Here is a 13,456-nt window from a genome sequence, read left to right as displayed (position 1 = left end):
AAACACATACCTAAACACAGGAGAATAGATCCATGTTGCTTAAATATTTCTACGACGAAAAGCTCGCTCACGCTTCCTACATGGTGGGATGTCAACGTGCTAAAGAAGCAGTCATCGTCGATCCAGGTCGCGATATTGAACAGTACATCGAGATGGCGGAGAAAGAGGGAGTGACGATCACTGCTGTCGCCGAAACTCATATCCATGCCGACTACGTTTCTGGGGCTCGCGAACTGGCTGATCGCGTGAACGCCAAGTTGTATGTGTCGGATGAAGGACCGGCGGAATGGAAGTATTTGTACCTAGATGGCTATGACAGTCAGCCCGTGCATGATGGCGACCACTTTATGGTTGGAAACATCCGTTTCGATGTTCTGCATACACCGGGCCATACTCCCGAGAGTATCTCGTTCATGTTGACGGACGAAGGTGGCGGAGCGAATAAGCCGATGGGGATCTTTACCGGAGACTTCGTTTTCGTTGGATCCATTGGTCGCCCCGACTTGCTGGAAGAGGCGGCAGGTCTAGTGGGTACAGCCGAACCAGGTGCTCGAGATTTGTTCAAGTCCGCCGAGCGATTCAAGTCCTTGCCTGATTACTTGCAAGTCTGGCCTGCTCATGGAGCCGGAAGTGCATGCGGAAAAGGTCTGGGGGCCATTCCATCTTCGACGGTGGGCTACGAGAAACGATTCAATCCGGCGCTTCAGTTCGCCGACGAAGACGCGTTTGTTAGATACATCTTGGCCGATCAACCGGAAGCTCCTCGTTACTTCGCGGTGATGAAGCGAGTGAACAAAGAGGGGCCACGCATTCTGGGTTCGGAACATCATCATTCGATGCTAGACATAGTAGACATCGACGACGCAATTCAATCGGGGACGGTAGTAGACCTGACGCCGTCGCCAGAATATGCCAAGGGACATGTGCCCGGCACGATCAATATTCCATTGCCAATGTTGGCCACATGGGCGGGGTGGTTAGTTGATTACGATCGTCCGACCTACTTGATCTGCGAGCCAGGTCAATTGGAAGAGGCAGCACGGGTGTTGCATAAGATCGGCGTGGAAAATATCGCTGGTGGTTTTGTTAGCAGTGAAGTGCGTTCTCACAACTTGGCGACAGAAGTTTACGCAACTGGGACGCCGGTTGATTTGTCCAACAGCATTGAATCTGGTGAAGTGAAGCTGCTCGATGTTCGGTCTGACGAAGAATGGAAAGAAGGTCACATCGAACAAGCAGAGCACTGTTTCCTCGGACGCCTGCCTAGTTGCCTCGACAACAGGGCTCGCGACGAAAAGTGGGTCGTTCATTGTCGAAGTGGTGCTCGATCGGCGATCGCCGCCAGTGTCTTGCAGGCTGCAGGATTCAAGAACGTGGTCAATCTAACGGGCGGCTATTTAGCTTGGAAACAAGAAGGACTGCCGAGCGTTAAGTCGCAACCAGCGATGAGCAGTTGAACTTCATCGCCCTTCCCTTCACCTCCCTCGTGCAAACAAAGTGCATTCATGGATACCGCCATTCAAAGGCCAACGCTTGAGGACCGATTGAACGATCCCAATACGGTCGACGTCCTTCACCGCTTACTTGACCAAGCCGAAAAGCTCAATCAAATCTTGAATGTTGCTGGTGAGTTACCCAACTTGCTGGCGATTGCTGTCGATGTATTTGACGCCGTCGCTCGTAGAGCCTCGCAAGATGGCATTGATATCGAAGAACGGGCAACTCGATTTGCAAAATTGCTTGTGCAGATCAGTGAGCCCAGCAACATGCGTGCAATGGAGCGTCTTGTTTCTCGACTTCCAAAACTAGAAGAAGGAAGTGAGCTGCTCGATGAGCTTCCAAACCTTATCGCGATCGCAGTCGATGTGTTTGATGAATGGGCGGCCCAGGTCAAAACCGATGGCATCGACTTCGAACAGAGTCTTCGACAAGGGCTCCACGCTGCTTTGTACTTGGGCGGACAGATTCGCAAAGAGGAACTTGATCGGATTGGGTTTCTGCTGAAATCCGATGTGATGAGCGAGAACTCGGTGGCGACGGTTGGGATGGCTGGGTCGGCTCTTTCAAGTTGCCATCAAGGAACTTGCGAGCATCCAGTACCCAAGCGGGTTGGGTTGCTTGGACTGATCGGTGCGATCCGCGATCCCAACACCCAGCGCGCTCTTTCATTCGGCTTGCAGTTCGCAAAGTGTTTTGGCGGTGTGCTCGAGAAAAATCCTGATGCCAGCCAAATTTCGTCAACCGTGTCATCAGAGAAAGGTAGCGTCATATGAGCCACTATCAAATTGTTATTGTCGGAGGGGGAACAGCGGGCATCACCGTCGCGGCTCGATTGCGCAACGCAGATCCGTCATTGGGTATTGCAATCATCGAACCGTCCGAGAAGCACTACTATCAACCGCTTTGGACCTTGGTTGGCGGGGGAATGTTCAAGCCTGAGGAATCCGGGCGGAATGAAATTGACTTGATCCCCTATGGCGTGGATTGGGTGAAGGATCATGTGACTTCCTTTGCGCCAAACGAAAACACAGTTGTGACGCGAGGCGGCGCCACAATCACCTATGATTACCTCGTTGTCGCTCCTGGTATTCAGGTCAACTGGGGACAAGTCAAAGGGTTGAAGGATGCCGTCGGGAAGGACGGTGTGTGCAGCAACTACTCGATCGACACGGTCGCCAGCACGTGGAAGTTCATTCGCAATCTGAAACAAGGTGTCGCGTTGTTCACTCAGCCAGCCGGCGCGGTGAAATGCGGCGGAGCACCGCAGAAGATTTGCTACCTTGCCGAGGACTATTTTCGTCGTCACGGGGTTCGCAATGACATCGATGTTATTTTTACATTAGCCGGGCCACGTCTGTTTGCGGTCGATCGCTATCGCGAGATCCTCGAAAAAGTGGCGCAGCGGAAAGGCGTTGAACCTCGTTTTCGCCATAACTTAGTTGAGATCCGGTCGGCATCCAGAGAAGCGATCTATCGGCATATGGACACCGATGAAGAGATCGTCATCCGATACGACATGATTCACGTTACCCCGCCCATGAGCGCGCCTGACTTCGTGTCAAGCAGTGAGTTGGCGAGCGAGGACGGCTGGGTCGATGTCGATAAATACACGCTTCAACACACTCGGTTCGCCAACGTGTTTGGTATCGGTGATGCGTCAAGTTTGCCGACATCGAAAACCGGTGCGGCAATTCGAAAGCAAGCCCCAGTCTTGGTTAGCAATCTTCGGTCATTGATGAAACAAGAACCGCTATCGGCTCGTTACGACGGCTACACATCGTGTCCCGTCGTAACTGGCTACGACAGTTTAGTTTTGGCGGAATTTGATTACAGCGGTCAGCCCGCTGAAACGTTTCCTTTTGATCAAGCCAAGGAGCGGTTCAGCATGCTCATGTTGAAAAAGTTCGGACTGCCCGCGCTTTATTGGCACGGCATGCTTCGCGGTCGTGCTTGAGTTTTCTGTTTTAACAAGACCTTCCCCGCAGCGGATCTTCCGCTCAAACACGTACGTTACCACGATGATTGCTAGAACGAATATGATTACACGGCTGTTTACCTTTGCAGCGATGCTGGTTGGGATCGGTCAGGTCGGTGCTCAGAATTTGGTTGCGCTGCCAAAAGCTGCCCTAAAGCAAAGCGACACACCAGAGAAGATCGAGCTGGGGAAGAAACTCTATTTTGATCCTCGGTTATCAGCCACCGGAACGGTTTCTTGCAATAGTTGCCACAACTTAATGGAAGGTGGCGACGATGGCCGAGCGACATCGATGGGTGTCAATGGCCTCACGGGTCCTCGAAACGCTCCGACGGTTTGGAATGCAGTGTTCCAGGCGTCTCAGTTTTGGGACGGGCGTGCGGTAACGCTTGAAGAACAGGCCAAGGGGCCGATGGTGGCCGACGTCGAAATGGGCATGTTGGGGCATGACCAAGTGATCAGCCGAATCAAAGACATCGCGGGCTATACCAACGACTTTCAAATTGCGTTTAAGAACGATGATGCGGTCACTATCGAAAACGCCGTGGAAGCAATCGCGGCTTTTGAACGGACACTCATCACACCTAACAGTGCATTGGACAGATATCTTGACGGTGACGAGCATGCAATGAGTGAAACGCAGATACGCGGCATGGAACTATTCGAATCAATCGGTTGCACCGAATGTCATTCCGGACCAGCGCTCAACGGGTGGGATATAGGAAGTGATGCGGAGTTTGTTGAGTTTCCGAGGTTCGACACTTCACCGTTCGTTCAAGCGTATGACTTGGCAACGGACCTAGGACGATCACAGGCGACCGGTGATAATACCGATGATCATCTTTTCAAGACGCCTACCCTGCGGAACGTTACGTTGACAGCACCTTATCTTCACAATGGTCGAGTAAGTTCGTTGGCGGAAACGTGTCGGTTAATGGCATCTACTCAGTTAGATGTAGAATTGACCGATCGCGAAGCCGACGACTTGACCTCGTTCATGTCAGCGCTTGAAGGCGAGTTCCCGGAAATGACCTTCCCTCGCCTGCCATCACGATCAGGAGAGTCGGTCATTCAGGCGAAGGTCGGTTCCGCTATCAACGATCAATCCTAAACTAGACGAAACGAAGCAAAAACAAAGATATTCACTTTCTATTCACTGAAAACCAGAGGACCAAACATGACTAAGACGCAGACAATCGAAAATCTTCAACGTGCATTGTCGATGGAGCTTACCGCCATGCACCAGTATCAGTTGCATGCGTGTGTATTGGACGATTGGGGCATGGGACTATTGGCATCCAAGATGCGGGAAGAACTGCAAGAGGAACTTGGACATTCCGAAGAGTACTTGGTCCGAATCTTGTTCTTGAAGGGGGATCCGAAGTTGACGCTCGAAAAGACGCCCGTTCGAGCTACATCATTGAAGGAGATGTTCGAAACCGACCTTGCCGACGAGAAGGAAGCAATCGAGTTCTACACAACAGCCTCGATTCAAGCGAGCGAAGACCGGGACATCGGTACGCGTCAGCTCTTCGAACGCATTGCAGTCGATGAAGAAGGACATGCAAGTTGGTTAGAGTTGCAGCTTGATCTGCTGGAACGAATGGGCGAACCCGCCTACATCGCGAAACACATGTCGCCTGATTCCGAAGCCTAAGACGGTATCGCATTGCGGAAGTTTGGCCCGGTGATCTCTATGATCTGGTGTTGAGGTTTGCGCGTCCATCGAGTCCGTTGAAGTCACGTCACGTTCATCCTGCTATCGTTACTACAGAGTCATTTCATGGTCCGTGTTATTGCGTTCGTTGCTCTCTCGTTCATTGCTATCTCGTTCATTGGCGTTGTTGACGTTGCGACGGTGTTCGCGCAAGACCAATCGGTTCAGGACCAATCGGTTCAGGACCAAACAGGTGACGAAGGGGCTATGGAAGGCCGGGGAAGTGGATTGGGCGTTCGTCGCGGTCCCGGTGCCGGGCGTGGTTTTGGACGCGGCTTTGGTCGAGGTCTTGGTCGAGCGTTTGGGCAGCAGCAGCAAGGTGCTGCAACGCATGGTCACGATGATCGTCACGGTGCCGATCACGAAGTGTTCCAGTTCTTACTTTCAAATCATGACAAGATTAGACGCTCGGTAAAGGAATTGCCTAACGGCGTTGAGACGTTAACAGAGTCTGATTCTCCCGAGGTAGCCGACAAGATCAGGGAGCATGTCGAGTGGATGGCGTATCGGATTAGTAACTCTAACCCGATTCGCATGCGGGATCCTTTGTTCGCCGAAATTTTTAAGCATACCGATAAAATTGAAATTGTTCATGAAGACACAACCAATGGTGTCCGCGTCACCGAGACTTCAGAGGACGCGTACGTGGTGAAATTGATCCAAGCACACGCTAAAACGGTTAGTGGATTTGTCGAGCATGGTTTCGACGAGGCAATGAAAAATCACGCCGTTCCCGACAAAGAGGAATCGGCGGTGGCTGTGGTATCGCGACCAAAGATCGTCGGTCACGGCGATGTTGTTCAACTATCAAATGCAGTCCAACAACCGCGATCGGGGACAAAGATCCTTGTTGATCTAACGAGAGGTGGTGAAGCCACGGGTCTCAATGAGGGAATCGAAAAGGTTGCCAAGTACGTCAATATCTACGGCGGCGCTGGAGCTGAACCGGCCGACGTTCAAATCGCGGTTATTTTTCACGGTGACGCAACTCTTGCGGTCCTCAATCCGGACGCCTATGCCAAGAAGTTCTCGACCGTTGGCAATCCAAATCTAGACTTGCTTCGACGTCTTCATGAGTGTGGCGTTGAGCTCTACGTGTGCGGGCAGTCTTTGATTTCGAAAGGAGCCAAGCCCAGTGAGGTAGCCGTATTTGTTGAAACTTCCGTCTCTGCCATCACCACCGTGGCGAATCTGCAAGCGGACGGTTACGCCTATGTGCCACTCGGGAACTGAAAACCATGAATGAGCATTCCGACAATTTTCCCGCAACGAACCTCGGCGTTGCCCGATCCGCCAACCTGTCGAGCAAAGGATGGCAAGAGAGATACGAGCTGGGGAAAACCGGTTGGGATCGTGGCGGGCCTAACCCTATGTTGTCGCAGTGGTTGAAGGCAGGCGAATTGCGGCCGTGCAAGATCCTCGTTCCAGGTTGTGGTCGTGGGCACGAGGTAATCGCATTGGCGGAAGCGGGGTTCGATGTGACCGCCGTTGATTTCGCCGACGCGGCTGTACAGTCGCTCAAAGAACAATTGACACTTCGAGGACTCAACGCGGTGGTGGTTCAATCTGACATATTCACGTTCTCTCATTCGCATGCGTTCGACGCGATTTACGAGCAAACGTGTTTGTGTGCCATTCATCCCAGCCAATGGAATGCGTATGAACAACGGTTAGCTCGGTTGCTTCTACCCGAAGGAAGTTTGTTTGGACTCTTCATGCAGAGCGGAAAATCAGATGAGCCCCCATTCTCGTGTGATTTGCCCACCATGCAGACCGTTTTCGCACTTCCGACTTGGCAATGGTCCAACCGCTCCGAGCGTGTTGATCATCCATCGGGTATGCACGAAATAGCCTGCGTACTTACGCGAAAAGGAACCGACGAATGAACATCGTTCTTTCACCCTCACCTCTTAAGTTCCTATGCGTCGGGGTGCTTGCTTTCGTAGCAGGATGTTCGCGGAGTGATTCCACTCAAACGCGAAGTCCTGACTCGACGGAACGTTCCGCTTCAATCGTTGTGGGGCAATTACCCAGCGAAGCATCGAAAGGAAAAATGCTGGCTGCGAAGGACGCATTGTTCACTAGGTTGTCCGGACGGTTGATGGAAGCAATGGGAAGTCAGGGGCCTGCTGCAGCGATAGCGGTCTGTCAAAAAGAGGCACCCAGAATTGCTGAAGCGGTTGGCACCGAACAGAGTTTACGAATAGGACGCACCGGAGTGCGGTTGCGCAATGCCGATAATGTTGCTCCGGCGTGGGCGGAAAATTTAGTGCAAGCTAAAACGCAAACGCCAACCTTTGTGATGTTGGACAATGGTCACGCGGCGGCGCTTTTGCCAATCAAGTTGCAGGGTCAATGCGTCATGTGTCACGGCCCAAAAGAGCAGATCGCCCCAGTAGTTCAAGATCAACTCGCTAAGCTTTATCCCAACGATCGAGCCACGGGGTTTAAAGAAGGTGAATTACGCGGGTGGTTTTGGATCGAACTACCAGGCGGTTAATCCGAGTCCGTGGTGTTTCCCAACGTTATCAACCTCTAAAAATAGAAACAGCTTATGAAATCTCGATTTGTCGTCCTGTTCGTTGCGTTCATTCTCTTTGCAAATGCTGAAGCACCGACGGTGGTCGCTCAATTTGGCGGTCTCTTCGGAGGCCCCAAAGTTGGCACGATTGATACCGAGGACTTGAATCAATTGCTGCAGGATCAACAGGACGCCGAAGTCAAGGCAGAGGAACTGGGGGCGAAGCCTCCGCAACCTGACTTTGTCGTCATTGATGTGCGTACCGAAGCTGAAGTTAATGTTTCGGTGATTCCAGGTGCGATTACGAAGTCGCAGTATGAAAAAGACAAGCAACTTTATGCTGGACGTTTAGTCATTCCGTACTGCACGGTTGGCGGACGAAGCGGTGCCTATGCGAAGCAGCTCGCCGGTGACGGCGTGAAAGTGAAGAACTATCAGGGAAGCATTTTGAAGTGGGTTGATGCTGGTCTACCCCTGGTCACACTTGATGGCAAACCGACGAATCGAGTTCACACGTACAGCAAACGCTACCGCGTGCCTGCGAAGTACGAGCAGGTGACGGAGTGACTTCCCCGACGAAGCATCTGGTTCTGCTCGGGATTGGTCACACCAATGCACACGTTGTCAAGGAATGGGCTGTTGAACCTATTCCAAACTGCTCCTTGACCTGCATCAGTAAGTTTCCGACCGCGACATATTCCGGAATGTTGCCAGGCACGCTCGGCGGGCAGTTCAGCGATAACGAGATGAGGATTGATCTGCGAAAACTTGCCGATCATGCCGGTGCGAGATTGATCTTGGCTGACACTTGCGGTCTGGATCTTACCGCCGGCGAGGTTCTGTTCAGCGATCACGAAAGTATTCCTTTCGACGCTCTTTCGGTCGGAGTGGGGTCGATGCCGGCGGGTTGGCAACAGCTCAGCGAATCGTCCTTGATGGTGCCGATCAAGCCGATGCAAACCTTCTTGAGCCGCTTGGATGATCGCTTGCAGAACGCATCGTTTGGTAAGAATGTACCGCTGCGTGTTGCCATCGTCGGCGGTGGCGTTGCAAGTGTTGAGATTGCATTCTGTTTGAATGAACAGATCTCGAAACGCCATAGTGCAACCGGTATTCAGGGCAATGTGAAGATCGACATCTTTACCAGTAGCGACCGAATCGCTGATGGGATGCGGGAACGCAGCATTGCGAAGATTGAGAAATTGCTTACCGCTCGAAACATCCCCGTTCACGCAGGGCATCGCATCGTTGAGGTCAACGATACGGATGTGGTGCGAGATGACGGCCAGCGATTTCCCGCCGATTGTGTGATCTGGGCCACCGGGGCTGCTGCTCCTCCTGTTTTGGGAAAACTCGGACTCCAAACAGACGAACGTGGCTTCATTGCGACTAGCCAAACGCTTCAGTCGTTGACGGACCCAAGAATCTTTGCCGTTGGTGATTCTGGGACGGTCATTCAATCGCCATCACCCAAGGCGGGAGTGTATGCCGTGCGGCAGTGCCCCATCCTCTGGAACAATCTGCATGCGCACTTTAGCGGGAAGGCGATGAGGAAATTTGAACCTCAGAGCGATTTCTTGAAGTTGCTAAACACTGGCGATACAAAAGCGCTTTTGGAATATGGATGGTTCACAGTGCACGCTCGTTGGTGTTGGAAATTGAAAACATGGATCGATCGAAAGTTCGTAGACGATTTTCAAGACCTTGGATGATTGAAACCGAAACGAAAACCTTTGGAGGAATATCACTGTGAAAATCTGTGTGGCAACGAAATCTATCACCGCGATAATTTTGGTTGCTTCAATCGCAATCAGCTCGATCGCATGGTGCCAAGAGGTAAACCCAAGTGCGACCGTTGTCCCTGAAGGCATCAATGACAAATTTAAGGACGAGAATCTTAAGGTTGATGAGTGGATAGATAGGTTTGAAGTCGAAAGTCGCGAAGTCTATGCCGCGCGAGAAGAAGTGTTATCGGCTTGCGACATCATGCCCGGCGATCGAATAGCCGATGTGGGGGCTGGGACCGGTTTCTATAGCCGCTCGTTTGCTAAGCGAACCGGCGAGAGTGGATGGGTTTACAGCATTGATGTGTCGTCAAAGTTTTTGCAGCACATTGCCACTCAGTCCACGGCCGACGGGATTGAGAACTTAACGACCGCGCTGGGAACCGACGTCTCGATACGTTTGCCACCCGAGTCAGTCGATTTAGTTTTCATCTGCGACACTTATCACCATTTTGAAAGTCCTCAGCAATCGCTATCGTCGATCTATCGAGCTCTCAAGCCAAACGGTCGTTTAGTATTAATCGACTTTAACCGTATTCCCGGTGTATCCCGAGAGTTTCTGATCGGTCATGTTCGAGCAGGCAAAGAAGTGTTTCGAAACGAAATAGTCTCGGCTGGTTTTCAATTCACCGATGAGGTCACCATTCACGGATTCAAAGAAAACTACTTGCTTCGTTTTCGCAAACCGGTCGCTTCGCCATCGCCGCCATCGACTTCGATTGCTGATCCTCGTTCATCCGAGGACGTTGCCGCAGCGTATCCATCAGGTCCGCTCGGTGAGATGGTTCGGTTGGGGGAAACGCTCGTCAATGAGACCAGTTCGCATCCGCTGACTCGATCATTCGTTGGCAATCAGTTGAATTGCACATCGTGTCACTTGGAAGCGGGACGTCATCGTGAAGCCGCTTCGTTTCGGGGAGTTGCTGCTGCGTACCCAGCGTATTCGCCGCGTGAATCATCTGTTATCACGCTGGAAGATCGCATCGGCAACTGTTTCTTACGTAGCCAGAATGGTTCACGGCCAGCCCTTGGAAGCCAAGTCTCGGTTGCGATCGCCGCTTATATCACGTGGTTGTCTCGTCAGACGCCGATCGATATGAACCCAGATGCTCCCCTTGGACCCAACCGTCTAACCATGATTGATGTCGACTCGATTGAGTCCGACTATTCCCGAGGGAAGTCGCTGTATGAAAGTCGCTGCGCGGATTGCCATCTTGAAGACGGTAGCGGATCTGACGAAGGCCCGCCGGTTTGGGGCGAGCAATCTTTTAATGATGGGGCTGGTCTTTCGAAAGTGCCGAAGATGGCGTCCTGGTTGAAAGTCGCTATGCCGCCGGGTGACGCCGACCTAACAGATCAAGAAGCGGTGGATATCGCCGCGTTCATAAACTCAAATGCAAGGCCAAAGTTTCAACCCCAACGCACTGGGGAATGGAAACAGGATAAATCTAATGGACGTTGAAATACTCAGTCGACTGCAGTTTGCGGGAACGATCATGTTCCACTACTTGTTTCCGCCCCTGTCGATTGGCCTTGGATTGCAGTTGTTTCTTTGCGAGTTGGCATACTTTCGAACTCGTGAAGCTGCGTGGGAAGCCGCCGCGAGATTCTGGACTCGCGTCTTTGCTGTTAACTTTGCAATGGGTGTTGCCACGGGAATTGTGATGGAGTTTGAGTTCGGTACCAACTGGGCTGCCTATTCACGTTTCGTGGGTGACGTATTTGGATCTGCATTGGCAGCGGAAGGAATCTTCGCCTTTTTCTTGGAGAGCGGATTTCTGGCAGTGTTGGTCTTTGGCTGGGATCGAGTTGGACCCAAGATGCATCTTTTCAGTACGTTAATGGTGTTTCTTGGTTCGATGTTCAGCGCGGTCTGGATTGTCGTCGCGAATAGTTGGCAGCAGACGCCGGCGGGCTACCACATCGTTTGGCATGACGTGCAAGGTGAGATGATGCCTCGAGCCGAAGTGACGGACTTCTGGACGATGGTATTCAATCCGTCGTCAGTGGATCGGTTGACCCACACGCTGATAGGTGCCCTAGTGCTGGGGGCATTCTTTGTCGCGTCTGTTTGTTCTTATTACTTGCTCAAGCGGCGGCACGAGGATGTGTCACGGCGATGTCTTTCGATAGCACTTCCTTCGGCGCTGTTGTTCACTTTGCTTGCTGCTGCGACGGGCCACGATTCGGCACAAAAGCTAGTGGAGACTCAGCCGGCAAAGTTGGCTGCGATGGAAGCTCACTTTCACTCAAGTGATGAGCCAACGGGACTTACGCTGTTTGGATGGCCAGATGCCAAGAACGAGACGGTTCATTTTGAGGTGAAGGTTCCGTATCTATTGAGCTTGATGGTTTTCAACGACCCCACCGTTCCTGTGCCAGGGATGGATAAAATTCCCGAAGATCAGCGCCCGCCGGTGTGGTTGCCCTTTCAAACCTTTCATCTGATGGTTGGCTTGGGCACGCTTATGATTGGCGTCGCAGTGGTTGCGTGTTGGTGTTGGTATCGAAAATCGTACAGCGAACGTCCGTGGTTGTTGTGGACGGTTGTGTTCATGCCCGTGGCGGCTATGACGGCGAATCAAGCAGGATGGATCACCGCCGAAGTTGGTCGACAACCATGGATTGTGTATCCGTCGATCCAAGACGGAGTTGAAATGATGGGGCTTAGAACCGCCGATGGATTGAGCGAATCAGTAACAGCCGAGCAGGTACTTAGTTCAATTATTTTGTTCGGAGTCATCTATTCGTTGCTGTTTGCCGTTTGGGTGTTCGTGCTCAACAACAAGATTCAACACGGGCCAGAAAGTGGCGAGGAATTGACGGAGTACAAAAGCAAGTTGAAAGCCGATTCCATGTCTGAAAAATTTAGTCGAACGGCCAAGTCTTTCGGCGGTGACATGATGGAGGACGGAGTCTGATGAGTTACGACACACTCACGTTCATTTGGTTTGTGCTACTAGGCGTCTTGCTAGTCGGCTATTCAATCCTGGATGGATTCGACTTGGGCGTGGGAATTCTGCACCCCTTCGTCGCTAAGAATGACCAGGAAAGACGTTTGGTAATGAATTCGATTGGTCCTCTCTGGGACGGCAACGAAGTTTGGTTGGTCACATTTGGCGGAGCCTTATTTGCTGCGTTTCCGGTTGCCTATGCGACTGTGTTTAGCAGCTTCTATCTTGCCTTTTACTTGTTGTTAACGTGTTTGATTGGTCGCGCGGTCAGCCTAGAATTCCGTTCGAAAGTTCATTCCGCTAGGTGGCGCAACGTCTGGGATATCGGTTTCTTTCTCTCATCGTTTACCGCCGCTTTCTTGCTTGGGGTTGCAGGTGGCAATGTGATGGCGGGAATGGAATTGGGGGCGAAGTATCACTATGAAGGTAGTTTGCTAAGTCAAGTTTATTGGTACCCCTTGATGGTTGGTTGTCTCACCGTGTCACTATTCGCGTTACACGGTGGAATCTTTCTTTACTTGAAGACAGAGCACGATCTGCAAGCTCGCCTGAAACGCGCAATAACTCCGTTGTTTTACATCTTCGCCAGTTTGTACTGCCTTGTCACACTTGCGACGTGGTGGCACGTTCCGCACGCAACGGAGAACATTTCGGAATATCCCGTGCTGTGGATTGTGCCCATCCTTAATGCCCTTGCGGTGCTTAATATTCCTCGCGCTATGCACCTGGGAAAGCCTGGATACGCATTCTTTAGTTCAGCGATGGTCATCTTGGCACTCGCTTCGCTTTTCAGTGTGGCAATCTTTCCAAATTTTATGTTGTCCACGATTGACCCGACGTATAGCGTCACGTTGCAGAACGCTCGCAGCAGTGCTGGAACGCTGCAAACGATGTTGATCATTGCGGCTATCGGTCTTCCATGTGTTCTTAGCTATACCGTGATTATCTATTGGATCTTTCGAGGGAAAGTAAAACTCGATCCGCACAGTTACTGATCGCGAAGTG

General features: G+C 51.8%; 13 protein-coding genes. All 13 read left to right on the top strand.

Going from position 1 to position 13,456, the window contains the following annotated elements; genetic code table 11:
- The first annotated feature begins 32 nt into the window (after positions 1-32).
- Positions 33-1,457 carry an MBL fold metallo-hydrolase gene (locus Pla22_RS21405; RefSeq protein WP_146516845.1) on the top strand — a complete coding sequence of 475 codons (1,425 nt, stop codon included), beginning with the start codon at positions 33-35 and terminating at the stop codon, positions 1,455-1,457.
- 48 nt (positions 1,458-1,505) lie between these two features.
- Positions 1,506-2,273, top strand: coding sequence for a DUF1641 domain-containing protein (locus tag Pla22_RS21400; protein ID WP_146516844.1), 768 nt, complete (start codon positions 1,506-1,508; stop codon positions 2,271-2,273).
- Positions 2,270-3,454 (top strand): NAD(P)/FAD-dependent oxidoreductase, encoded by a 1,185-nt coding sequence (locus Pla22_RS21395; protein WP_146516843.1) that lies wholly within the window; start codon positions 2,270-2,272, stop codon positions 3,452-3,454. Before Pla22_RS21400 ends, Pla22_RS21395 begins: the two co-directional genes overlap by 4 nt.
- Before the next feature lie 64 nt (positions 3,455-3,518).
- Positions 3,519-4,586, top strand: a complete 1,068-nt coding sequence (locus tag Pla22_RS21390; protein WP_207310446.1) for a cytochrome-c peroxidase — start codon at positions 3,519-3,521, stop codon at positions 4,584-4,586.
- A gap of 66 nt (positions 4,587-4,652) precedes the next feature.
- The gene (locus tag Pla22_RS21385; RefSeq protein WP_146516842.1) at positions 4,653-5,132 is read left to right on the top strand and encodes a bacterioferritin; all 480 of its coding nucleotides are present in this window, start codon (positions 4,653-4,655) and stop codon (positions 5,130-5,132) included.
- A gap of 126 nt (positions 5,133-5,258) precedes the next feature.
- Positions 5,259-6,425 (top strand): DsrE family protein, encoded by a 1,167-nt coding sequence (locus Pla22_RS21380; RefSeq protein WP_146516841.1) that lies wholly within the window; start codon positions 5,259-5,261, stop codon positions 6,423-6,425.
- Between the two features lie 5 nt (positions 6,426-6,430).
- A complete protein-coding gene (locus Pla22_RS21375) occupies positions 6,431-7,078 on the top strand; it encodes a methyltransferase domain-containing protein (RefSeq protein ID WP_146516840.1) in 648 nt (215 codons plus the stop codon).
- Complete coding sequence (locus Pla22_RS21370; RefSeq protein ID WP_146516839.1) at positions 7,075-7,692, top strand: c-type heme family protein; 618 nt, start codon at positions 7,075-7,077, stop codon at positions 7,690-7,692. Before Pla22_RS21375 ends, Pla22_RS21370 begins: the two co-directional genes overlap by 4 nt.
- 54 nt (positions 7,693-7,746) lie before the next feature.
- Positions 7,747-8,280: a rhodanese-like domain-containing protein gene (locus Pla22_RS21365; protein WP_165440781.1), complete on the top strand. Its 534-nt coding sequence runs from the start codon at positions 7,747-7,749 to the stop codon at positions 8,278-8,280.
- Positions 8,277-9,425, top strand: a complete 1,149-nt coding sequence (locus Pla22_RS21360) for an FAD-dependent oxidoreductase (protein ID WP_146516838.1) — start codon at positions 8,277-8,279, stop codon at positions 9,423-9,425. Before Pla22_RS21365 ends, Pla22_RS21360 begins: the two co-directional genes overlap by 4 nt.
- A gap of 37 nt (positions 9,426-9,462) precedes the next feature.
- Complete coding sequence (locus Pla22_RS25915) at positions 9,463-10,959, top strand: methyltransferase domain-containing protein (protein ID WP_315854247.1); 1,497 nt, start codon at positions 9,463-9,465, stop codon at positions 10,957-10,959.
- Positions 10,949-12,418 (top strand): cytochrome ubiquinol oxidase subunit I, encoded by a 1,470-nt coding sequence (locus Pla22_RS21345; protein ID WP_146516837.1) that lies wholly within the window; start codon positions 10,949-10,951, stop codon positions 12,416-12,418. The genes Pla22_RS25915 and Pla22_RS21345 overlap by 11 nt, the downstream gene beginning before the upstream one ends.
- Positions 12,418-13,446 (top strand): cytochrome d ubiquinol oxidase subunit II, encoded by a 1,029-nt coding sequence (cydB, locus tag Pla22_RS21340; RefSeq protein ID WP_146516836.1) that lies wholly within the window; start codon positions 12,418-12,420, stop codon positions 13,444-13,446. The genes Pla22_RS21345 and cydB overlap by 1 nt, the downstream gene beginning before the upstream one ends.
- The last annotated feature ends 10 nt before the right edge of the window (positions 13,447-13,456 follow it).

The sequence above is a fragment of the Rubripirellula amarantea genome, assembly GCF_007859865.1.
GTDB classification, from domain to species: domain Bacteria; phylum Planctomycetota; class Planctomycetia; order Pirellulales; family Pirellulaceae; genus Rubripirellula; species Rubripirellula amarantea.
This window is presented reverse-complemented; position numbering and strand designations above follow the sequence as displayed.